Raw genomic sequence first — 24,096 nt, 5'->3', positions numbered from 1 at the left:
CTACGGCCCGCACGTCACCAATCGACTGATCCGCGAAGCGCTCGCGCCGTATCCGGATGATCTGGTGATCGTCACCAAAATCGGCGCGCGGCGCGGCGAGGACAAATCGTGGAATCCGGCTTTCTCGCGTGAAGAGCTCACGCAAGCCGTGCACGACAACTTGCGCAATCTCGGGCTCGATGTACTTGAAGTCGTGAACCTGCGCGTCATGTTCAGTCCGCATGGACCGGCTGAGGGATCGATTGAAGCGTCCCTTACTGTTCTGGCCGATCTGCAGCGACAAGGGCTGGTCCGACACATCGGTCTGAGCAACGTGACGGCGACTCAGGTCGCGGAAGGACAAAAGATCTGTCCGATCGTGTGCGTGCAAAATCATTACAACCTTGCGCACCGTAGCGATGATGCATTGATCAACAATCTTGCGCGCGACGGCATCGCCTATGTGCCGTACTTTCCGCTCGGCGGGTTTACGCCGCTGCAATCGTCGACGTTATCGGATGTCGCACAGCATCTCGATGCAACGCCGATGCAGGTAGCCATCGCGTGGTTGCTTCATCGCGCGCCGAATGTGTTGGTCATTCCCGGTACGTCTTCCATGGCGCATCTCAACGAAAACCTTGCTGCGGCTAATCTGCATTTGCCCGACGACGCGATAAGCGCGCTGAACGATATCGCCTCGCCCGTTGACGCGGGCTCCGTTCGAAGTGCTTGATTCGATCAGGAATGACATATCGGTATGAAAAGCAATGAATCGAAAAAGATCGCTGTTGTCAAATGAAGTTCTGCAGATGAAATCATCGCCAAAAAACTGCAAGAGATGCTGGAAGGAGAGGGAGGCTCCTCTTCGCCTCATGAGTCGGTGTCATCAAACGGTGACAAAAGCGTCTTTCGCCGCTGCAAAACCGTAGGTTCTTGATGAAGTCTTCCTGTTGACCGTCGCAGGACGCGTTTAACGCTGTTGCATGCATGTGTCATCGAATGAAACGACGCCTCTGACATCTGCGATGCAACATCCGGCCTTGCCGGGGTATGCGACGAGGGTCACAATGCGGTGGCTGGCTGCAACGGCCAGCCACGCAGGGGTCTACAGGGGGTCCGTTATGCGTCAGCAGAATTTTCTGCGTCTTCGCCGCAAGCATTTGGCGAAGACGATCATTTTGACCTTCGCGCCACTCGTGCTGCTTTCCGGCATAAGCCGTAACGCTTTTGCACAGTGCACAACATCTAGCCCGACCGTTACCTGCGCGACCGGATCGAACACCAATTCGTTCGCCAGCAGCATCAATGGCGTGACGGTAAACGTGCAGTCCGGAGCGGTGCTGAGCGTTCCGCCGCTTTTGGGTGGCTCGTCCCTCACATTGAACGGCAATGGCATCACGCTGAATAACCAGGGCTCCATCGATCCCACTATCAACGGCGGCCTGAGCTTGGCTGCGTCTGGCGCAGTCATAGGCAATGCCACTGCCAACACCATCAACGTCAACAACGAGTCGACCGGCGTCATCAACGGCTTGGTGAATATCGCCAGCTTGTATGGTTTCGGCGGCCAGGCATTGATCGTGCAGAACGGCAGCGGCGGTACGACGACCGTCCAGAACAGCGGCAGCATCGGCATGTCGATTTTTGGTGTCGGTACCTTTACCACTGCAGATGCACCGGCGATCGTCAGCTACGGCGGCGGCCAGATGAATTTCACCAACACGGGAACGGTCACCGGACGCATCGGATTCCTCGCGCCGTCGACAGCTGGTGTAGGAAATACGTTCCTCAACGCGGGCACGATCAACGGCAGTGTCTATCTTGGCAATAGCGCTGCCGGCAATACGTTTACCGCGGTGTCCGGTTCGAGTGTCACCGATGCAGGCGTGAGCACGGCCGGCACGATGACAATCGGCGCCAGCACGGTCAATTTCGCCGCGGCCGGCAACGTGGATGCAGGCTCGGGCACCGGGAATCTACTGGTATTGCAGAATTCGCCGACGGGGCCCGGATCAGGTACGGGCGGTGCCGTTACCACGATCAGTGCGAGCAACTATCTCGACTTCCAGAGACTCACCGTCAACAGCGGCACATGGAATTTGCAGGGCAATCTGGTCAGCGGCAGTGCGACGTTCAACGATGGCCTGGTCAATTTCAATAGCGCTGGTGTATTTGGAAGCGGAACCGTCAACGTATTCGGTGGCGGCATCGAGTCGGCTGCCGTGGGTGTGTTGCTCGCCAACAATTTCTCGTTGAATGCGGTCTTTTCGCTGAAAGGAAGCAACGCGTTTACGCTTGCCGGTACGCTCTCGGGCCCGGGCGGGTTGAACATCAGCGATACCGCGCCGATCACGTTGAGCGGGGCCAACCTCTTTACTGGTGGTGTGAACGTGACGGCGGGCACACTGGTGCTTGGCAATGTCAGCGCGCTCGGTGCGGGCACGTTGACAGTGGACGGCAGTGCTTCGCTGGATAACTTAGTCGCTTTCAGTCTCGACAACGAGATCGCGATCAACACCGGGACGCTCAGTCTGCTGGGCAGTAACTCACTGACGCTTTTTGGCAACCTGTCCGGCGCCGGCAATCTGAGCTGGAACGGCGCTGGCGTGCTGACGCTGGGCAGCATCGATACGCTCAGCGGCAGCCTGTTGATCAATGACGGCACGTTGGACGTGGCTGCGGGTGCCAACCTCTCCCCCGTCGGCGGCATCAGTCTTGCCGCAGGAACCACGCTCGATCTTTCGCTGGCAGGCAATCAGTCGATCGGTTCGCTGGCCGGTTCGGGTGGCCTCGTCAATCTCGGCGCCAATACGCTGACGCTCGATGGCTTGGGCAACACCACATTCGATGGCACCGTTATCGGCACAGGCGGTCTGGTCAAGCTTGGTGCAGGTGTGCAGACCCTGGGCGGTAGCGACACATTCAGCGGCGGCACGGTGCTGGATGGGGGCGGTCTTCTGCTCGGCAACAGCGCGTCGCTCGGCACGGGTGTGTTGTCGGTGGGCGGCATCGTGACGTTGGATGGCACGGCGGCGTTGACGCTGGCCAATAACGTCAATCTCGGCAGCGGCGACAACCTGGATCTGCTCGGCGGTCAATCGCTCGTTTTCAACGGCGTGATTTCCGGTAATGGCGGTTTAATCAAGGATGGCCCGGCACTGCTGGCATTGAATGGTTCCAACACGTTCGCGGGTGGCATCACGCTCGATGCAGGCGGCATTTTGCTGAGCAACGGCGCGGCACTCGGAGTCGGCGCGTTGAACGTGAATGGCAACGCATCGTTGAACGGAACGGCGCCATTGACGATCGCCAATCAGATCAACCTGGGCGCAGGTTCTGCACTGACGTTGAACAGCTCGCAGAACATCACGCTCAACGGCACGATTTCAGGCGCTGGTGGATTGATCGAAAACGGCCCGATCAACCTGTTGACCTTGAACGGCAGCAACACTTTCAATGGCGGTGTGACGCTGGATGCGGGCACGCTGCTGCTGGGCAGCAGCAATGCGTTGGGCACGGGCAGCCTGATTGTCAACGGTGCGGCAAATCTGGATGGCTCGACGTCCGCGCTGAACCTCGACAACAACATCAACCTCATCGCAGGCAGTTCGCTTACCTTGCTCGGCGGACAGACGCTTACATTGAACGGCACGATTTCCGGAACGGGCGGCCTGATCAAGAATGGCGCTTCCACGTTGATGCTCAACGGCATCGATACATTTTCAGGCGCCCTGGACATCAACGCCGGAACGGTTGCCTTGGGCGCAGATGGAAACCTCAGCACTACGGGAGCACTCGATCTCGATGGTCCGGGTGCAACGTTCGATATATCCGCCGCCGCTGGCGATCAAACCGTCGGCGATCTGTCTGGCGTCGCGGGCACCAGCATTTTGTTGGGCGCCAACACGCTGACCTTCGGCACCGCCAACAATATGGTTTTTGGCGGTGCGATCAGTGGAACGGGTGGTCTGATCAAGCAAGGCACCGGCACGGAAACGCTCACCGGCGCGAATACCTTTACCGGCGAATTGACCATCAACGCCGGCACGTTGGCGTTGGGCGCCGGCGGCAGCCTCGCTCCGAACACTGCGGTAAATCTTGCAAACGCAGGCGCAGGATTCGATATCTCTGCTGCAGGTAATCAGACCATCGGTGCGCTGAATGGCACGAGCGGCACAACGGTTGCGCTCGGCGGCAACACCTTGACGTTCGGTGGCGTCGGTAACAGCTTCTTTGCCGGTTCCATCAGCGGTACCGGCGGCCTGATCAAAGATGGTTCCGGCACGCAGAGCTTGGTTGGCAGCAGCACGTTCAGCGGTGGCGTGGTGCTCAATGCGGGCGGCGTGATTATCGGCAGCAACAGCGCATTCGGTACCGGCAACGTGAATGTCAACGGAGCAGTCACCCTGGCTGCAGCCGGTCCCGGCGTGAATCTGGGCAACAACTTCGCGCTTGGCGCAGGTTCCGGACTCACCATAACGGGCGGCAACTTAATGACGCTGAGCGGCGTCATTTCCGGCGCCGGCAGCCTCACCATGCATAGCAACTCGACGCTTGTTCTCACCGGTGCAAATACCTTTACCGGGGGCACGAACATTTTGTTTGGCAACGTGGGGATCGGCGCAGGCGGCAGTCTTGCCGCAACCGGCGCGGTAACGTTTGCCGGCGGCGGCGGCGGGCTAGATATTTCCTCAGGTGGCAATCAGACGATTGGTTCGCTGGCTGGCGCTTCGGGCAACGTCAATCTGGGCAATAACACGCTGACCTTGGGCGGTGTAGGCGACACGAGTTTCGGCGGCGCGATCAACGGAGCGGGCGGTTTGATCAAGGACGGTACGGGTGTGCAGACGCTCGATGGCGCCAACACCTTCAGCGCTGGCCTCACGCTCAACGCGGGTGGAGTGATTGTCGGCAACGACAGCGCACTCGGCACGGGTACCCTGACGGTCGGTGGCAACGCATCGCTGGATTCCGACAACGCCGTCACGCTGAACAACAACATCAATCTCAATGCCGGCCTCAGCATCGAAGGAAGCAACGCGCTTACGCTCAATGGCGTGTTGTCAGGCACTGGCAGCCTCGTCAAAAATGGTTCCGCGGTCTTGACGTTGAACGGCACCAACACCTACACAGGCGGTACCTTCGTCAATTCGGGTACGTTGGCGCTGGGTGCTGGGGGCAGCCTGAGCAGCACCGGTACCGTCATTCTGGCCACGGGTTCCACGCTGGATCTTTCTGCCGGCAACGGTGCGCAGACGGTCGGCTCACTGATCGGTGGCGGCGCGGTCGATCTGGGCGCAAATGACATCGTCGTCGGTGCTCCCACCAACGGTGTCTTCGCCGGTTCGATTGCTGGGACAGGTGGCTTGATCAAGCAAGGCACCGGCACGGAAACGTTGACCGGCGACAACACCTTCACCGGGGGCACGACCATCGATGCGGGGACGCTCGCCATCGGTGCGGGCGGCAGTCTCTCATCCAGCGGTGCCCTGACGCTCGTCGCGGCAGGTACGGCTTTCGATATTTCTGCAGGCGGCAATCAAGCCATCGGTTCATTGAATGGCGTTGCCGGCAGCAGCGTAGCGCTTGGCGCGAATACCCTGACGCTGGGCGGTATCGGCAACGCCAGTTTCAATGGAACGATCGGCGGCGCTGGCGGCTTGATCAAAAACGGCGCGGGCGTGCAGACGCTTGGTGGAGCGAACACCTTTAGCGGTGGTGTAGCGCTCAATGCCGGTGGCCTGTTGCTGGGCAACAACAATGCGCTCGGCACCGGTGCGGTGGCGGTCAACGGCGCAGCGACACTGGATGCCACGACGGCAGTGAATGTTGCGAACAACATCGTGCTCAATGCCAACGCGGGCTTGAATGTGCTCGGTTCCAATGCGATGACGCTTGGCGGCGTGATTTCCGGCACCGGCGAGTTGACCAAGAGCGGTGCGGCGACGCTGACCCTGAGCGGTGCGGATACATTCACCGGCGGCACGACGATCACCTCAGGCACGTTGGCGTTGGGTGCCGGGGGTAGCCTGAGCGCAACCGGTGAAGTCACCCTGAGCGGCAGCGGCGCGTTCGATATTTCTGCGAGCGGCAATCAGGCCATCGGGTCGCTCGCCGGCACTACAGGCAATGTGAATCTCGGCGGCAACACGTTGACGCTAGATGGTGTAGGCAACACGACGTTCAATGGCACGGTCGGTGGCACCGGCGGTCTCGTCAAAAATGGTGCAGGCGTACAGACACTGGGTGGCGCCAACACGTTCGCCGGTGGTGTCGCTCTCAACGCCGGTGGTCTGGTACTGGGCAACCATGCAGCGCTTGGCACCGGCGCATTGAATGTCAGCGGTGCCGTGTCGCTCGATGCAAGCGCTGCGGTGAATGCTGCCAACAATGTAAATCTCGGCGCGGGCAGTTCGCTCGATGTGCTTGGCGGCAATGCACTGACGCTGAGCGGCACCATAGCCGGCAGCGGCAGCCTGACGAAGGATGGCAATGCGACGCTGACGCTGACCGGCGCCGATACCTATACAGGCGGCACCACCATCAACAATGGCGCGCTCGCTATCGGCACGGGTGGCAGTCTTGCTGCCACGGGCGCGGTGACGATAGGCAGCACGGGCACGCTGGATATGTCGGCAGCGAGCAGCAATCAGACGGTCGGCGCACTTTCCGGTAGCGGCGGCAACATCAATCTTGGCGCAAATTCACTGAGCTTCGGCGATGCAAGCAATCAGAGTTTCAGCGGCGTTATCAGTGGCGCAGGTGGCATAGTCAAGAATGGTAGCGGCGTGGAAACACTTGCTGGCGACAACAGTTTTACCGGCGGCACGACGCTCGACGCGGGCGGCTTGATCGTCGGCAACAACAATGCGCTGGGCACGGGCGCATTGACGGTGTCAGCAGCATCGACGATTGGCGCGACGACTGCGGTCAGTGTGTCCAATAACATAACGCTCAATGCAGCGATAACCGATGGCAGCAGTCAGTCGCTGACGCTCAATGGCCTGGTTTCCGGTAGCGGAAGTGTAAGCATCAGCGGGTCAGGCACGCTGACGTTGAATGCCGCCAATACCTTCACCGGCGGCGTGAGTGCGACTTCCGGCACACTGATCGTCGGCAACAACAATGCGCTTGGTACGGGTACGTTGTCGGTCAATGGCAGCGCGTCACTCGATGCAAGCCATGCGCTGACGATTGCCAATAACGTAAATCTTGGCAATGCGCTCGACGTGTCGGGCAGCAACGACTTGACGCTTGGCGGAGCGATTGCCGGCAGCGGCAGTCTCACCAAGAATGGCAATGCAACGTTGATTCTAAGTGGCGCCAATACGTACAGCGGGGGCACCACGATCAATGCAGGTACATTGCAAGGCAACGCTGTCAGCCTGCAGGGTGCGATCACCGACAACGCCGTGCTTGTCTTCAATCAAACCAGCGACGGTACTTACGGCAGCGCCATCAGCGGTAGCGGCAGTCTGACCAAAACAGGTAGCGGCACGCTGATACTGGATGGCGCCAATACCTATAGCGGCAGCACGACGATCGCTGCGGGGACACTGGAAGTGGGCGACAGCAATCATGCGTCGACAGCGTCGATCGCCAGCTCCGTGGATGTGGAAACTGCCGGTACGTTACGCGGTCACGGCAGCGTCGAGGGCGATGTCGTGAACGATGGCATCGTCTGGCCGGGCGGCTCGCTGGGCACACTCGCCATCAACGGCAATTACACACAAAATGCCGATGGCGCGCTCCAGCTCGATGTAACGCCTGCGCAGGCATCCATGCTGGTTGTCAGCGGCAACGCAAACCTCGCGGGTACGCTGGATTTGATCTACGCACCTGGCACGTACGGCGCGAGCAAATTCACGCTCGTTCAAGCCGGTGCGTTGAGTGGCACGTTCGCCACGGTCAATTCCACCGTGCCGGCTTCGCTCTCCTCGCAAATCACTTACAGCGGCACGCAAGCCGAATTGGTGTTGGCGTCCCCGTCCACGGGCCCTTCGGGCATGAAAATACCTCCACTGGACGGCAGCCTGTATGGCAACCTGATGCGTAGCCAGAATGTCGCCGGCCAGCAAGATCTCGGTTCCGTGCTAGACGTGTCGTTGATGTCGCACGATACGAATTGTGGTGTCGGCAACGCACCGTCCATGCAAAACGTGACATCGTCATCGTGCGGTTCCGGCGCATGGGCGCAGTACACCGGCTCCAACATTTCCCTGGGTGGCGCCGACGGCTTGAACAGCACCGCATTCGGCTTGCTCGGCGGTGCCGACCATACCTTTGGCGACGCCGTGCATCTTGGCGTGCAAGCAGGTGCAGGACAGATAGGTGGCAACGACAAACTCGGCGGCAACGGTCGCGTCGACGATGTCCACGGCGGCCTGTATGCCTATGCCAACGCTGGCCCGCTCGTGCTCTCTGCCGTTATCGATGGCATGCACAGCGAGTATCGCTTCAATCGCGCCAGCGGCATCGGCACGGCGACATCCACACCCGATGGCAACATGCTTTCCGGTGCGCTGCAGGCCGCATGGCCATTGCAGCTGTCGCAATGGCAACTGACACCTAAAGTCGGCGCGCTTTACCAACGTCAGACATTGGATGGTTTCAATGAGGCGCTGGTCAGCACCAACGCCGCAGCACCTTACTTCCCCGTCACCGGTTCACGTAGCAGCTACATCACCTTGCAACCCTATGCCGTCATGGCGATCGAGCACAGCTTCGCGGCGCACGGTGTGACGTATGTGCCACAGGTGAGCCTGGGTTACCGCTATGACACCCGCAACACGACAACACCGATCGTGCAAGTCGCCACGCAAGACGGCACAACGTTCGCACTGCCCGGTGCCGCACAGGGACGAGGCCTCGGCACGGCGGACGCGCGCATCACTGCCGAAGCGGGCGCGTCGTGGAGCCTTTATGCGGACTATCAGGGTCTTTTCGCAGGCCGCTTGCACGACAACGCCCTGAGTCTCGGCTTCACCAAACATTTTTAGAATGGGAAAGAGGTCAGAGTGAGTTTCCAGCAGGAAATGCGCTCTGACTTTTTGGCCTATTGCCTTTCGCGACCATCCAATAATGCATTCAGACGTTGCAGCGGATCGGATAATGGCAACTCGCGCTGCCCGAGCGTCTTTCGGGTAAGACGAATGGCGCGGACCAGATCCTTTTGCGAGCCGTCAAAAGCGTCTATGCGATGCGCACATCGCTTCATCAGATGGATCCATGTCGCGGGATGGTTGGCGTTCCCATGCTGAAGCAGTACATGCCGATGAAACTCCACGGGTGCTGCCACACCGTCCAGTCGTACGATGTGCTCCCGAAAAGTCTGCAGTTTTTTGTCCCGCTCCTCGATGGAGTTGTCGTCCACCGATGCGAACTCATCGAGTGCGAGCAATGCATCGGCAATGCGACGGCGCACCAGCGACTCCGTTGGAATCGGCAGCACAAACCATGTGGCGCCGGCACCGCATAGCGCGCCAATCAGAATTGCCGACAAGCGTAATTGCAAGATGGATGCATCGGCACCTGCCCCAGTCGATTGGAGCACCGCGATAACGAGCGTCATGCAGGCGGCCCACCACGCATAGTTGATCTCTCTCAACCACAGGCCGACGAACAGCGCGCCGAAGATCAACCCGGCAGCTGCCGGACCATGCGGCGCATACATGTGTTGCACCCATGCCGCGGCCAGCGTGCCTGCTGCGGCGCCTCCGAGGCGAAGAAATCCCTTATAGACCGCATCACCGCGGCTGACGCTTCCGCTGCTGACAATAAACGCGGTGAGTACGACCCAGCCCCAGTGGTGCGCAAAAAAGAGGCGTCCCATGACGAAAGCCGTCGTTAGCGCAACGGCCATCTGTATCGCCATGCGCGTGTGGGGCGATAGCGTCCCCTTCTTTCGTTGCGATTCGACGACGTTAGTTACGAACTTCGCTGGCGTACTGACAGCCACTCCAGCACGCTTTGCGATTTCAGCGAGAGCAATCATCCACGCGTAAGCCGTTACGCCTGCGACGATGACGAGAAAGAGGTTGATCAGATGCCCACCCGGCGCATGCGGCGGTGCCGGTGCAATAAGCACGGCCACCAGTGGCAACGCGGCAATGCTGCCGATGCGCCTCATTGTTTCGCCCCATTGCCGCGACCAGATCGAGAACGACATGGCTGCGATAAATACGGCGGCTCCGATAGCAAAGGTGTTGTGCAACAGCCAGCCGATTGCACTGACACCCACGGCGACGATGGGAAACGTGATCAGCTTTACCCATGGCGAATGATCGCTTGATGCGCGTCGCCGTCCTTGTGTGAGTGCGAGCACCGCCGCGAGAATGGCGGCGTTGGGGCCCGCCTGAAAGGGCTTGGAGATGACGTAAACCGTGCAGAACGCTGCGATGGTCGCCACAACGGTGAGCGCTGCAGGAATTCCTGCAGCCCGCAATGCGTTGCGCCAAGATGCATTCGCGCGCGATGCGCCGCGCGCGATCTGTATGTCGGCGGGTTTAGTCGTCGGGTTGTCCATCCCATTGGCGCCCTATGTCGATTAGCGCGGCCAGCGTTCGACGCGCGCGTTGGATATCGTCGGCGCCGACCATGGCCATCAATGCCGCATCGACCTTTTCGCGCGCCGCGGCTTGAACGGCGGCGGCGGCGCGTCCACGTTCGCTCAACGTCACGGTTAACTTGCGGCGGTCCTGTGGATCGACGGCGCGTTCCAGATAACCGCGTGTCACGAGTGTGTCGACGAGCTGGCCTGCGGCCTGTTTGGAAATACGCAATTCCCGGATGAGTTGCCCGAGCGGCACCCCGCCGGCGCCCATAGCGAGACCGCCGATGACATACAGGCCGTTTCCTGGCACATCGTCGTAGCCCCCTTCTTCGAGAGCGCGGCGCATGGCGGCGCCGTACGTGTTTCGGGCATGCCGCAAAAGGGCTGGCAGCACGACATCCTCGTACCGGGCCTCGGATTTGGGTTCGCTCATGGGCAGCAATTAGTCCACAGTCTTAACTGTCAACTTTATTGACTAATTTCCTATCGAGCAAGCCACCCCAAGTCCGCCCAAAAACTGACCTTCCCCATCCGCAGGCATATCGATGCCCAGGGTGATGGCTCACCTCATGCCTAGCTCACGAAGCATTGAGCTTCCCGAAGGAACGCAAACCAAATCGGCGTCCACATACGTAGCTGACGAAAATCAAACGCAAAGTGAACTATTGAAAGTCCACATTGGTTGCCAAGGGGCTCAATGGCTCGTGCGACAAGGTTGATACAGCGATGCGCTTCGCCAATCTCACTACGCTCGTCTCAATCACACTGGTGATGCTGTGTCTTACGCTAGCCGGGGGCGTTGCATCGGCTGCCGAGAACCAGACGCTCAGTCCGGAGGAACAGGCGTTCTTGAGTCGCGCCATGTCCGACGACGCAGCGCAGATCGCGATGGCGCAGATGGCCTTGAAGAAGTCGACCAATCCCAAAGTCCTTGCGCTGGCCAACACGATCATCCAGGAGCGCACGACCCTCGATGCGAAGCTTGCTCAAGTCTTCGCAGCAGCCCACCCGCAAGACAAGGCGAAGCCGGCTGTCGCCGGCAACGACGCAACGCTGACTGCATTGCAGTCACTCAACGGCGATGCGTTCGACAAGACGTTCGCGGGTCTGTTGATCAGAGATCACTATCACATCATCTCTGCCTACGAAGCCATGAAGTCGACGTGTATACATGTCGGTCTTCAAAACATAACTCGCGATGCCGTACCGGCACTGCAAGACAACCTGACCGTCGCGCTCGACTTCCTTCGCTCCGAAAACTGGAAGCCCTCGGCACATCCGAGCTCGCTGACGGCAGTCGACTCGCGCGGATCGAAAGTCCCCGTCTATTGGGAATCGATCTCGATCGTCGCGGCACCATGGTGAGGTTGCTTCGGCAACTTATTGCGATTCCTTCTCGCGCACTTTATTGAGGGAGACTGGCTGAAGTCGCTGTCCAAACGACGCAGCCTTCACACTTATCGGCAACGCGATGCAATGAATACGTATGCATACGCTGGTTGCTGCACTGCGATGCTTCCTACTATGCGCCGCACTGGCTGCCGCATAGTCATCTCGTATCGCCGAAAAAGCGCGCGATAGATCTGGCCTTCCAAACGGCAGTGAGTGTGTTGGGGAGAACACGCACACGGCTGTTGCACCTGTTCATCAACGAACCAGGATGGAGGCAGACCCGAATGAAGTGTCTGAAGATTTTTGCTGCGTGGCTGGTTTGCGCCAGCCTTTTCGTAGCATCCGTAAAGCCCGCTCATGCGTCGATCGACAGCATGAATCTCGGCGCCAGTTACAACTCGCAGCAGACGCAAATCACCTTTCGCGTCTATTCCGCCAACGCAACTCACATGGTGTTGTATCTCTACGCCAATGGTTACGGTGCGCAGGAATCGGCAACGTATGCGCTCACCAATGAGGGCGGCGGCGTCTGGCAAGTGGTTGTGCCGGTGTCGTCCATTACAGGGGCAGGCATTACCGGTGCGGTTTACTACGGTTATCGCGCATGGGGGCCGAACTGGACGTATTCGGCGAGCTGGACGAAGGGATCGTCCGTTGGTTTCGTCTCCGACGTCGATTCGAATGGCAATCGCTTCAATCCAAACAAGTTGCTGCTCGATCCCTACGCACGGGAAATCAGCCAGGATCCGCTCAACGCGCAGAATCAGAATGCCGATATCTTTGCGACCGGCGGCACCGTCGATTCGTCATTCGGAACGGCGTATCGAATGATCGACAGCGGCCCGTATGCGCCCAAGGGCATCGTGCTGGCGCCGAGCACGCAAAGCACCGGCACGAAGCCGACGCGTGCGCAGAAAAACGATGTGATCTACGAAGTAAACGTGCGCGGATTGACCAAACAGGACCCGAGTATCGCCACGCAGTATCAGGGCACCTACTACGGCGCCGGACTCAAGGCGAGTTATCTGGCCAGCCTCGGCGTGACGGCTGTGGAGTTTCTGCCGGTACAGGAAACCCAGAACGACGAGAACGATGTCATTCCCGATTCCGATGTCGACCAGAATTACTGGGGCTACATGACGGAGGATTACTTCGCGCCCGATCGCCGTTATGCCTACAACAAGGCAGCCGGCGGCCCCACGGCGGAATTTCAGGCGATGGTGCAGGCATTCCACAACGCCGGCATCAAGGTCTACATGGATGTGGTTTACAACCATACAGCCGAAGGCGGCACGTGGACCGGCACCGATCCCACGACGGTGACGAGCTATTCGTGGCGCGGACTGGATAACGCGACGTACTACGAGCTGGACTCCACCAATCAGTACTTCTACGACAATACGGGAACGGGTGCGAACTTCAACACCTACAACACCGTCGCGCAGAATTTGATTGTCGATTCACTCGCCTACTGGACCAATACCATGGGCGTGGATGGATTCCGTTTCGATCTTGCATCGGTACTTGGCAATAGCTGCCTCAATGGTGCTGCGGAATCTGCGGCGCCGAATTGTCCGGATGGCGGCTACAACTTCGACGCGTCGGATTCGAATGTCGCGATCAATCGTATCCTGCGCGAGTTCACCGTCCGCCCCGCAAGCGGTGGCAGCGGACTGGATCTGTATGCCGAACCATGGGCCATCGGCGGCAATTCCTATCAACTTGGCGGATTCCCGGTGGGTTGGTCGGAATGGAACGGGCTCTTCCGCGATAGCTTGCGGCAGGCGCAAAACGAGCTTGGCAACATGACGATCTACATCACGCAGGATGCGAACGATTTTTCCGGATCGTCCAATCTCTTTCAGGCTAATGGACGCTCACCGTGGAATTCGACGAACTTCATCGATATCCATGATGGCCTGACGCTCAACGATGTCTATTCGTGCAACGGTTCCAGCAACAATCAGGCATGGCCATACGGTCCGTCCAGTGGCGGTACCACGACCAATTACAGCTGGGATCAAGGGATGTCGGCGGGTACCGGTACTGCTTACGATCAGCGCCGCGCTGCACGCACGGGCCTCGCATTCGTCATGTTGTCGGCGGGCACACCTATCATGCAGGGTGGCGACGAGTATCTCCGTTCGCTTCAATGCAACAACAACGCGTACAACCTCGATTCTACCGCCAACTGGCTGGACTATAGCTGGAACACGAATCAGTCGAACTTCTACAACTTCGCGCAACGTGCTGTCGCGTTCCGTCTTGCGCATCCAGCGTTGCGACCGGCTACGTGGTACACCAGCAGCCAGGTCGTCTGGTACGAACCCAGCGGAGCTGTCGCCACGAGTAGCTACTGGAACAACACCAGCAATTACTCGATTGCCTATACCGTGGATGGTGCGTCGTTCGGCGATTCCAACTCGATGTATATCGCGTATAACGGCTGGTCTGGCAGCGTCACATTCACTCTGCCCGCACCACCGACCGGCACCAACTGGTATCGCGTGACGGATACGTGCAATTGGAACGATGGGGCCAATACCTGGGTGACACCCGGTAACGAGACATTGATCGGCGGTGCCGGCACGACGTATAGCCAGTGCGGTCAATCGCTGCTGCTGCTGATTTCCAAATAGACGGCTGATCGATAAAGGTAGTCGGGACCGGCGAGGTCTTGACTACCTGTTCTGCACTTACTGATCGCTGGAGCGAATGACAGCGAGTCCGGCAGACGTGAGTTCAAGCCGTGCGTGACTGGCGGCGACGCAGTCCATGTGGGTGACCAGTCCCACGGTAAGCAGGCGGCTGGCAACATGATTGGAGACGGTCGAGCCCCGCCCTTCCGCAATACGCACAAGGGCGTCCAGCTCGGTTGCATCCAGTTGTTGTGCCAAAACCATGATCGGTCCTCTGCCCGTGAGATGGATGGGTCAAGTTTGCCCAAGAATCTGTGACAGTTTTGCGGATAGCCGGGTTACCTGCACATCCGCGAGCGTTGCAATCTCATTGTAAAACTAGCGTGGCACCCGCAAGCTCGAATTTCGCAACGCGGCGTCATGCAAGACATCATCGGTTGCCGCGATGTCGATAGTATCGAGAGGACTATGCGCCGGGCGGTGCATGCTGCCCGGCGAAACCGGGGCGTCGGGCGTGCTTTCCGTGCTGGATTCGGTGTCGGCGGGCTTGGTGCTCATGGTCGTTTCCTGGCGGTTGCGCCCATTCTCACAGCTTGCCGTCCGGCGGAAAAGTGGCCCTCCCCGCAGCGGGGAGGGCGTCATCTTGACGATGCTTACTTGCGCGCGAGCTGATCGGTCGACCAGCCGCCACCTAACGCGCGAATCAGCTGGACGCTGGCGCGCAGACGCTGCGTATCGATGTCCAGCAGGCCGCGCTTTTCTTGCAAGGCAACGGTTTGCGCCTGCACCACATCCAGGTAGCTGACGGCGCCGTGCTTGTATTGGGTCATGGAAAGATCCAGCGCATGCTGTGCCGCATCGGAAGCGTCTTTTTGATTCGTACTTGCCGCTCCGAGGTTGTCGAGCAAGGCGAGGTTATCCTGCACCTGGCGGAACGCGTCGAGCACCACACCGCGATAATCGGCACCGGCTTCATCGGTCTTGGCTTTGGCTGCTTCAATAGTCGCCTTGCGAAAACCGCCGTCGAATACATCGAGCGCAAGCTCTGGGCCAAGCGACCAAACGTGGCTCGGTGCAGTGAGCAAACTACCCCATGTGCTGCTTTCGAAGCCGCCTTGTGCGTTCAACGTAAGTGACGGGAACCACGCCGCGCGTGCGACGCCGATACGCGCATTGGCAGCGGCCACACGCCGTTCCGCAGCTGCAACGTCCGGACGCCGTTGCAACAGCGTCGACGGTGTTCCTACCGGTACGACGGGCAATCCGATGGCTGCGGTTTGCGAAGGCAAACTGAAATTGGATGCGTTTTCACCGACCAGCACGGCGATGGCATCTTGCATCAAGGTGCGTTGCGCAACGGACTGCGACCACTGCGAGCGCGCATCGGACAGTTGCGTTTGCGCACGCGAGACATCCAAACCGGACACGATGCCGCCCGCATGCAGCGTCTGTGTCAGCTTCAGCGCTCTCTCGTACGCCTGAATGGTTTCCTGCAGCAATGCAATCTGCTCATCCAGTCCACGTAATTGCATGTAGCTGTCGGCCAACTGCGCTTGCAGACTCAGTTGAGCAGAAGCGAGATCGCCGGAAGCGGCCAGCGCGTCATCGCGGCCGGCTTCGACGGTATTGCGTACGCGCCCCCACAGGTCGACTTCGTAACTGGCTTGCACACCCACGCTATATGAGTTGTAGACGTTCGGAGCCGTCGCGCTGCGAAGCGGCTGCGTGTTGGACTGTCGTTGACGCATGCCGTCGGCGCCTGCGCCGATCTGCGGAAACAGCTCCGAACGGGCCTCGGCGCTGAAAGCCTGCGCCTGGTTGTAATGCGCCAATGCAGCGGCGAGCGTTGCGTTATTGACGAGCAATTGCGCCTGCAGCTGATTGAGTTCGTCATCGCCATAGAGTTGCCACCAATTGCCGCGTGGCAATTGGTCGGATGGCTGCGCGGTAACCCACGGACCGACGTTCTGATATGTCTGCGCCTTGGGCGTGACAGGTGTTTTGTACGCAGGCGCGAGCGAGCAGCCGCTCAACGCCGCGGCGACGATGAGTGAAATGGCTAGATCACGCTTTTTCATGTGGCGCGGCCGTTGCGTCGTTGGTGGCAACCTTCACGGCATCGCCATCCTTGATGCCATCGGGCGGACTGTCGATCACGCGATCGCCATGCGTGAGACCGGAGCCGATTTCGACCGTCTTACCGTAGTCGTAAAGAATGCTCACTTTCTTGAATGCAACTTTGTCGCCGCCGGCAACTGTCGCGACGCGCAAGCCAGCATTGTCAAAAATCAGCGCACTGGCAGGCACGCGCAACGCCTCGGTATTGACGGGCAAGCTGAAATGCACGTGCGCGAAGCTACCCGGCATCAATTTGCTGTCCGTGTTGTCCACGATCAGCTGCACCAGTGTTGTGCCTGACGTCGCGTTGACTGCGTTGGACGTGGCTATGACCTGCGCATGAAATTCCTGACCCGGGTATTCGGGCACAATCAGCGCAGCGCTGCTACCCGCGCGAATGGACGGACCGAAGCTCTGCGGTACTTGCACGTAGACGCGCAATTTACGGATGTCCGATACGACGAACAGTTGCGGGCCGGTGCCGCCGCCTGAATTGATCAACGCGCCAACGTCGGTATCGCGCGCCGTGACGACACCGTCGAACGGCGCCACGATGCGTGCAAATGCCTTGGCTGCCATCAGGCGATCGACGTTTGCCTGCGCGGCATTCATCAGCGCGACTTTGGCGGCGTAGTCGCCGGTACGCTGATCGACATCCTGTTGCGCCACCGAATCGCTGCCGAGCATCGCTTGCCAGCGTTTTGCGGTGATACCGGCCAGCTCCGAATTCGCCTTGGCACTGGCGAGATCGGCACGTGCCTGCAGCAACTGCTGATCCAGTTCGGGCGTATCGATCTCGCCCAGCAGCTGGCCTGCTTTCACCGGCGCGCCGATATCGGTTTTCCAGTCTTTCAGATAGCCGCTTACCTGTGCGTAGATCGGTGCGCGTATGTAGGCCTCCAACCGACCGGGAAGATCGAGCACCGGACCATTCGGACTTGCTTCCGGCATCACGACGCTGACCGTCGGAACGGCCTGCTCAGCCGTCCATGTTTTCAGATTGCTGGCCTGCGTCGCACGCGTGATCAATCCGATCACCACGACGGCAACCAGTACGACAGCGATGACGATACCGGTGAGGCGCAAGCCACGACGCGATAACGACTGGGAGGGATGTTGCATGGCTTCAGACGACATAGCTGGGTTCTCCGGAGGCGTCCGCTTCTTTCGGGGCATGGCTGTGACGCGCATGGATGATGCTGAAAACGACAGGTACGAATAGCAACGTGGCACAGGTCGCGAAGATGAGGCCGCCGATCACGGCGCGGCCGAGCGGCGCGTTCTGCTCGCCGCCCTCGCCCAGACCGAGCGCCATCGGCGCCATGCCGATGATCATCGCCAACGCTGTCATGCAGACGGGACGGAAGCGCGTGAAACCTGCTTCCAATGCGGCGAGCGTCGCGTTGCCGTGTTCGGCAAGACGTTCGCGACAAAAGCTGACGACAAGAATGGAGTTGGCCGTCGCCACTCCCATGCACATGATCGCGCCCGTCAGCGCCGGCACCGACAACGGCGTGTGCGTGGCAAAGAGCATCCACACGATACCGGCCAGCGCGGCAGGCAACGCGGTGATGATCACGAAGGGATCGCTCCACGACTGGAAGTTCACGACGATCAGCAAGTAGATCAGCACTACAGCGCCGAGCAGACCGAATATCAGACCAGTGAATGCGCTATTCATCGTCTGCACCTGACCGAGCAGCACGACGTGTGCACCCTTCGGTTGCTGACTGGCCGTGCTATCGATCACTTTCTGCACATCGGCCGCCACCGCGCCGAGATCGCGATCCTGCGTCGCCGCGTAAATCTGCACGAGCGACTGAATGTCGTATTGATCGACCACGGCATTGGTGTTGTTGCGTTTGAGTGTCACCAATCCGCCCAGCACTTGTGTCTGTCCGTTGCTCCCGTTGATCGGGATGTTGCGGAACGATGCAAGGCTATCGAGCGCGTATTGCGGCGCCTGCATCACGATGGGATACGACACGCCATTGGCGGGGTTGAGCCAGAACGTCGGCGCAACCTGGCTGGAACCGGCAAGGTCGACGACGAGACTGTTGGTGATGTCGCGCTCGTTGATCCCCACCAGCTGCGCCTGCGTGCGATCGACGTTCACGTCGAACGTCGGGTTGGCCTGCGATTCCTGGATACGCGCATCGACGACGCCGGGGATTTTTTTGATCTGTCCCAACAGCGTGTTCGCGTAATTGAAGTTGGCGGCGATATTCGGGCTGCGAATTTGCAGATCGATCGGCGCGGGCGAACCGAAGTTCAAAATCTGACTGACAATGTCGGCCGGCGGGAACGAGAACGTGACGCCAGGGTATTTGCGCGGCAACAGCTCGCGCAGCTTGCGCACATAGCCAGCAGTGGGATGGTGACCTTCGTTCAAGGCAATCTGGATATCGCCATCCTGCTCGCCGACCAGACCGGTGTTGTTGTAAGTGGTATTGATACCGCTGTTCGACAGGCCGATGTTGTCGACCAGCGTGCCGACTTCTTCCGGCGGAATCACACCGCGCACTGTCTGCTCAATGCTATTGAACAAGTTGGAGGTGTCTTCCACGCGCGTACCGACTTGCGCGCGTACGTGCATCAGGATCTGACCGCCATCCACGTCCGGGAAGAAATTTCGGCCAAGGAATGGAACGAGCAGGAACGACACGAGGACGAACGCGAGAAAGCCCAAGATGAATGGTCGGCGATGCGCCAACGCGAGATCCAGCATGCCGTGATACGTCGCACGCACGCGTTCGAAGCGCGCCTCGAATGTGCGCTGGAAACGCACCAGCGGATTGCGAGAAGGCGGCAGATTCTTTTGCTCGCCAATGGTGTGCGGCGCATGTGGTTTCAGCAGGTACTTGGACATCGTCGGCACCAGCGTGCGCGAGAGGATGAACGAGCAGATCATCGCGAACATCACCGCCTCGGCCATAGGCACGAACAGGAAGCGTGCCACGCCATCGAGAAAGAACATCGGTACGAACACAATGCAGATGCAAAGCAGTGAGACGAATGCCGGCGTCACAATCTGACGTGCGCCATCCATGATCGCCGTTTCTACTTCCTTGCCGTGCTCCAGATGCCAGTTGATGTTTTCGATGGTCACGGTGGCATCGTCAACGAGAATGCCCACGGCTAGCGCGAGGCCGCCGAGTGTCATGATGTTCAGCGTTTCGCCGAACGCCGACAGCAAGATGATCGAGCCGAGAATGGCCAACGGAATCGAGACCGCAATGATCACGGTGGAGCGCCAGCTGCCGAGGAACAGAAGAATCATCAAGCTAGTCAACGCCGCGGCGATCACACCCTCGCGCGCCACGCCGCTGATCGCTGCGCGCACGAACAACGACTGATCGCCGATCGGTGCCACTTTCAAGTTATCCGGCAAAATGCCGCGGCTGTCGGCAAGGCGTTGCTTGATGCCGGCCACGATCGCCAGCGTCGAAGCCGAGCCGTTCTTCAGCACAGTCAGCAACACCGAACGATTGCCGTCCACATGCACGATGTTGGTCTGCGGCGGTGCGCCGTCGCGCACGTGCGCCACATCGCGGATGTAGATGGTGGTGCCGTTGACCTCTTTGATCGGCAACGCGCCTAGATCGTCGATATTCGACGGCGCGTTGTTGAGGTTCATGGTGTACTCGAACTTGCCGATCTTTTCCGTACCGACCGGGATGATCAGGTTCTGAGCGGCCAGTGCATTGGCGACGTCCTGCGCCGACAGTCCACGCGCCTGCAGCGCCGCCGAGTCGACGTCGATCTGCACCTGACGCGTCTTGCCGCCGTACGGATAGGGAATCGCCGCGCCGGCCACAGACACCAATTGCGGACGCAGGATGTTCTGCGCCAGATCGCCCAGGTTCTGCTCGGTCAGGCCCTTGCCCGACAGCGCCAGCTGCAGAATCGGTACGGTGGATGCGTTGTAGTTGAGGATCAACGGCGGCGTCGCACCGGGCGGCAGCTGCTTGAGGATGTTCTGCGATACCGCCGTTACCTGTGCATTGGCTGTCGCAATGTTGACGCCCGGTTGGAAGAAAATTTTGATGATGCCGAAGCCGTTGATCGACTTCGCCTCGATGTGCTCCACGTCGTTAACCGTGGTGGTCAGCACGCGCTCGTAGGGGGATGAGATGCGCCCGGCCATCTGGTCGGGCGAGAGGCCCGTGTACTGCCAAACCACGGCAATCACCGGAATTTTAATATCCGGGAAGATATCGGTAGGCGTGCGCAGCGCGGCCAGCGGGCCGACTATCAGGATCAGCAGCGCGAGAACGACGAATGTATAAGGCCGCTCCAGCGCTAGCCGTACAATCCTAAGCATGTGGAATGACTCCAGGAAATGGGGACGGAACCCTTAGGCCGCATGCTGCAAAATGGCCAGTGTGCAGCTGCTAGGGCAGCCGCATGCTCCGCTTACATGCAAATTCCGGTTACGACGAACCACCGCTGGCATGGGGAATACCGTCGGTGAGTAGGAAGGTTAGTTCTACGACTTGCTAAGATCGATACAGTAAAGCGAATGGCTCGATACGCATGACGAATGAATATCTGGAACTTCGGCACCTGAAATATTTCGTCGCGGTCGCCGACGAGCTGCATTTCGGACGTGCCGCCGAGCGCCTGGGTATTTCGCAGCCGCCGCTGAGTCAACAGATTCATGCGCTGGAACAGCGGCTTGGCGCGAAGCTCTTCGAACGCAAGGGCCGCGGCATTGCGCTGAGCGGCGCGGGTAGCGCCCTGCTGCCGCGGGCGCGCAGCCTTCTTACGCAAGCCGAGCGTGCTGCCGAATCCGTGGCCCGCTCGCAACGCGGCGAGCTTGGCGAATTGCATCTTGGCTTGATGTCATCGGGCCCCTTTACGGTGGTGGTGCCGCGCGTGCTGGTGCGCTTCCGCGAACGTCTTCCGGATGTGCGTCTTTTCATCCACGAGTTGCCGTCCTCTCATCAGATCGATGCGCTGGAACAAGGCGTCATCGACGTGGGCGTGATTCGTCCTGACGCGTTGCCGGACGGGATCAAGGCGATCGAATTGTTCAAGGATTCGCTGACGGTGGTGATGCATTCGAGCAATCCGCTCGCTGCCACACCCGGACCGATCGACATTTGCGAGCTTGCGAATGAGGACTTCATCTTCTATCAGCGCCATCTCGGCATGCGGCTTTACGACGAAGTGATTGCGCTATGCACGAGGTCGGGCTTCAGCCCGCGCATTCTTTATGAAGTGCGCGAGTTGCCTACCATCATCGGCCTCATTTCAGGTGGCTTTGGTGTGGCGGTGTTGCCGGGCTCGGTGCAACGCATGACGATGCAGAATGTCGTATATCGCCCTGTCGCACACATGGAAGCGGCCACGGCGGTCTGGGCGATTTATCGCGATGATGCAAGCAACCCGATGGTGAACGCGTTTCTCGAGATTGCACAATGTCTGGCTTCCAAGCAGGCCGGCGCAGTGGTGCCGTGAGATGAAGGTCGCCAACGCCAGCTACGCCCGAGGCATATCTCAGGCATTGTTAGCGGCGGTGTTGTTCGGCATGAGCACACCTTTTGCGAAATGGCTGCTTGGCGCCATCGCGCCCGAAATGCTTGCAGGTTTGTTGTACGCAGGATCGGGGGCAGGTCTGTTGCTTTGGATGTTGTGGCGGCGGTACCGATCCGATGTGCCCCACGAAGCACCCTTGTCTCGGCGTGATTGGCCATGGCTGACCGGTGCGGTGGTCTTTGGTGGCGTGCTGGGTCCGCTGCTACTAATGCTCGGTTTGGCACATACGGCTGCTTCGACAGCCTCGCTGCTTTTGAATATGGAAAGCGTGCTCACCGCGTTGCTTGCGTGGGTGGTCTTTCGAGAAAACGTGGATCGTCGCATCTTGCTTGGCATGCTGGCCATCGTCGCTGGCGGCGTTCTGCTTACCATGCAACCTATCGGGTACAGCGTGTCGCTGATGGGCGCATCGGCCATCGTTGGCGCGTGTCTTTGTTGGGCGATCGATAACAATGTCACGCGCCCGATTTCCGGTAGCGATCCGGTGCAGATCGCTGCGATCAAAGGTTCTATCGCCGGCTGCATCAACATCGCGATAGCGCTCGTGGCGGGTTATCGCTTCCCCGCCCTATCGCACGTGCTGGTGGCTGGGCTTTTGGGATTGGCCGGTTACGGAGTCAGCCTCGTGCTTTTCGTGCTGGCGTTACGCTCACTCGGCACCGCGCGCACCAGTGCTTATTTTTCGACGGCACCTTTTTTGGGCGCCTGTGTGGCGCTGCTGCTTTTCGGCGAACACACATCCACCGCGTTCTGGCTTGCCGGCGCACTCATGCTGTTCGGTGTGTGGCTACACGTGAGCGAACGTCACGAGCACGAACATGTGCATGAAGCGATCACGCACAACCATCGTCATCGTCATGACGAGCATCATCAGCACGATCATGATTTTCCGTGGGATGGAAAAGAGCCGCATACCCATCCGCACACGCATGAACCGCTGCGCCATAGTCACCCGCACTATCCGGACCTGCACCATCGCCACCGGCATTCCTAGAGGTTGACGGGTATCCATAGGGTGCGGCGTCGGCCGAATACACGGCGTGGACATTTTTCCGAGACAATAGGCTTGAAGATTTACCCTTCGCCTCAACGATTTATGCGCTTACTCGTTTCGAGGAAACAGTAAGTTGCAAAAAAAGCTTCGATTGTGCCTAGCCATAGGCATAAATCATTAGTAAACTTTAAAGTACACAATCGCCATATCCCTATCCCCGTAGGTACAAAAATGCGCATTCATCCCGTAACTCGTGGCTTGGCGGCCGCACTGATGTTTGCTTTACCGGCACTTCCCGCAATGGCTGCACGCTTCGAACTACAGGGTGGCGTCAGCTACATGGGCGACCCCTCCAATGGCTACAGCGCACCGGCTGCATTTGGCGAAGTCATCTTCGACCCGAGTCAGATCGGCAGCAGCAACTTCACCTGGTCACCGGATATCACCGGCGGCTGGATCGATGGCCGCAACGTTGCCAAATACAACAACGACCCTTACACCACGCGCGATAACATTTGGCTGCTGGCCGGTGGTGTGCGCCTGCACTACGGCCCGACCAACGCCTGGTATCAGCCGCTCTTCCTCAGCTTCCAGCCGGCCGTGCATACCGGACGCACGCAGTCATTGAGTAGCGTCTACGAATTCGTCACGACGGTCGGCTATCAGGGCAATCACTGGAGCCTTGGTATCCGCCACATCTCCAACGGCAGCTTCCACGAGCCGAATCGTGGCGAGACGATGGTGGTCGCGGGTATCGCGTTCTGATTCGAAGCGTTACTGCTGCACATAAAACAACGGCCCCGCTTGGGGCCGTTGTTGTTTCTGGAGACTGTTGATGTATTTCTCTGCGCCGCCATCGGTGCCGTTGTTCGCCCCCTCCT

14 protein-coding genes are annotated in these 24,096 nt (G+C 59.3%); 7 read left to right on the top strand and 7 right to left on the bottom strand.

Going from position 1 to position 24,096, the window contains the following annotated elements; genetic code table 11:
• Nucleotides 1–712: oxidoreductase (locus VK725_RS13165; RefSeq protein WP_325318511.1), on the top strand; the 712-nt coding region annotated here is incomplete at its 5' end.
• A 388-nt stretch (nucleotides 713–1,100) separates the two neighbouring features.
• Nucleotides 1,101–8,978, top strand: a complete 7,878-nt coding sequence (locus tag VK725_RS13160; RefSeq protein ID WP_325318510.1) for an autotransporter-associated beta strand repeat-containing protein — start codon at nucleotides 1,101–1,103, stop codon at nucleotides 8,976–8,978.
• A 56-nt stretch (nucleotides 8,979–9,034) separates the two neighbouring features.
• Here the strand turns inward: VK725_RS13160 and VK725_RS13155 are convergent, their stop codons facing one another.
• Entirely contained in the window at nucleotides 9,035–10,504 is a 1,470-nt protein-coding gene (locus tag VK725_RS13155) for an FUSC family protein (RefSeq protein WP_325318509.1), read from the bottom strand.
• On the bottom strand, nucleotides 10,485–10,877 hold the full coding sequence (locus VK725_RS13150; protein WP_325318508.1) for a MarR family winged helix-turn-helix transcriptional regulator: 393 nt from the start codon (nucleotides 10,875–10,877) through the stop codon (nucleotides 10,485–10,487). The genes VK725_RS13155 and VK725_RS13150 overlap by 20 nt, the downstream gene beginning before the upstream one ends.
• A 380-nt stretch (nucleotides 10,878–11,257) precedes the next feature.
• Between VK725_RS13150 and VK725_RS13145 the strand changes: the two genes are divergently transcribed.
• On the top strand, nucleotides 11,258–11,896 hold the full coding sequence (locus VK725_RS13145) for a DUF4142 domain-containing protein (RefSeq protein WP_325318507.1): 639 nt from the start codon (nucleotides 11,258–11,260) through the stop codon (nucleotides 11,894–11,896).
• 311 nt (nucleotides 11,897–12,207) lie between these two features.
• The gene (locus VK725_RS13140; protein ID WP_325318506.1) at nucleotides 12,208–14,562 is read left to right on the top strand and encodes an isoamylase; all 2,355 of its coding nucleotides are present in this window, start codon (nucleotides 12,208–12,210) and stop codon (nucleotides 14,560–14,562) included.
• 57 nt (nucleotides 14,563–14,619) lie between these two features.
• Here VK725_RS13140 and VK725_RS13135 read toward each other — a convergent pair whose 3' ends face one another.
• The 5 genes from VK725_RS13135 to VK725_RS13115 all read right to left on the bottom strand — a co-directional run bounded on the left by VK725_RS13135 (nucleotide 14,620) and on the right by VK725_RS13115 (nucleotide 21,004).
• Complete coding sequence (locus VK725_RS13135; protein ID WP_325318505.1) at nucleotides 14,620–14,826, bottom strand: hypothetical protein; 207 nt, start codon at nucleotides 14,824–14,826, stop codon at nucleotides 14,620–14,622.
• A gap of 114 nt (nucleotides 14,827–14,940) precedes the next feature.
• Nucleotides 14,941–15,120, bottom strand: a complete 180-nt coding sequence (locus tag VK725_RS13130; RefSeq protein ID WP_325318504.1) for a hypothetical protein — start codon at nucleotides 15,118–15,120, stop codon at nucleotides 14,941–14,943.
• 95 nt (nucleotides 15,121–15,215) lie between these two features.
• Entirely contained in the window at nucleotides 15,216–16,640 is a 1,425-nt protein-coding gene (locus VK725_RS13125; protein ID WP_325318503.1) for an efflux transporter outer membrane subunit, read from the bottom strand.
• Nucleotides 16,627–17,817 (bottom strand): efflux RND transporter periplasmic adaptor subunit, encoded by a 1,191-nt coding sequence (locus VK725_RS13120; RefSeq protein ID WP_325318502.1) that lies wholly within the window; start codon nucleotides 17,815–17,817, stop codon nucleotides 16,627–16,629. The genes VK725_RS13125 and VK725_RS13120 overlap by 14 nt, the downstream gene beginning before the upstream one ends.
• Nucleotides 17,807–21,004 (bottom strand): efflux RND transporter permease subunit, encoded by a 3,198-nt coding sequence (locus VK725_RS13115; protein WP_325318501.1) that lies wholly within the window; start codon nucleotides 21,002–21,004, stop codon nucleotides 17,807–17,809. The genes VK725_RS13120 and VK725_RS13115 overlap by 11 nt, the downstream gene beginning before the upstream one ends.
• 212 nt (nucleotides 21,005–21,216) lie before the next feature.
• On the opposite strand from VK725_RS13115, the gene VK725_RS13110 reads away from it, so the two are divergent.
• From VK725_RS13110 to VK725_RS13100, 3 genes are all read left to right on the top strand, one after another.
• Nucleotides 21,217–22,143, top strand: a complete 927-nt coding sequence (locus VK725_RS13110; RefSeq protein ID WP_325318500.1) for a LysR substrate-binding domain-containing protein — start codon at nucleotides 21,217–21,219, stop codon at nucleotides 22,141–22,143.
• Nucleotide 22,144: 1 nt separating this feature from the next.
• Nucleotides 22,145–23,215: a DMT family transporter gene (locus VK725_RS13105; RefSeq protein ID WP_325318499.1), complete on the top strand. Its 1,071-nt coding sequence runs from the start codon at nucleotides 22,145–22,147 to the stop codon at nucleotides 23,213–23,215.
• A 231-nt stretch (nucleotides 23,216–23,446) separates the two neighbouring features.
• Nucleotides 23,447–23,980 carry an acyloxyacyl hydrolase gene (locus VK725_RS13100; RefSeq protein ID WP_325318498.1) on the top strand — a complete coding sequence of 178 codons (534 nt, stop codon included), beginning with the start codon at nucleotides 23,447–23,449 and terminating at the stop codon, nucleotides 23,978–23,980.
• The last annotated feature ends 116 nt before the right edge of the window (nucleotides 23,981–24,096 follow it).

It is taken from the genome of Dyella sp. (assembly GCF_035486915.1).
GTDB lineage: Bacteria > Pseudomonadota > Gammaproteobacteria > Xanthomonadales > Rhodanobacteraceae > Dyella_B.
The sequence above is the reverse complement of the archived record's forward strand: the minus strand, read 5'-3'. Positions and strand labels throughout refer to the sequence as shown.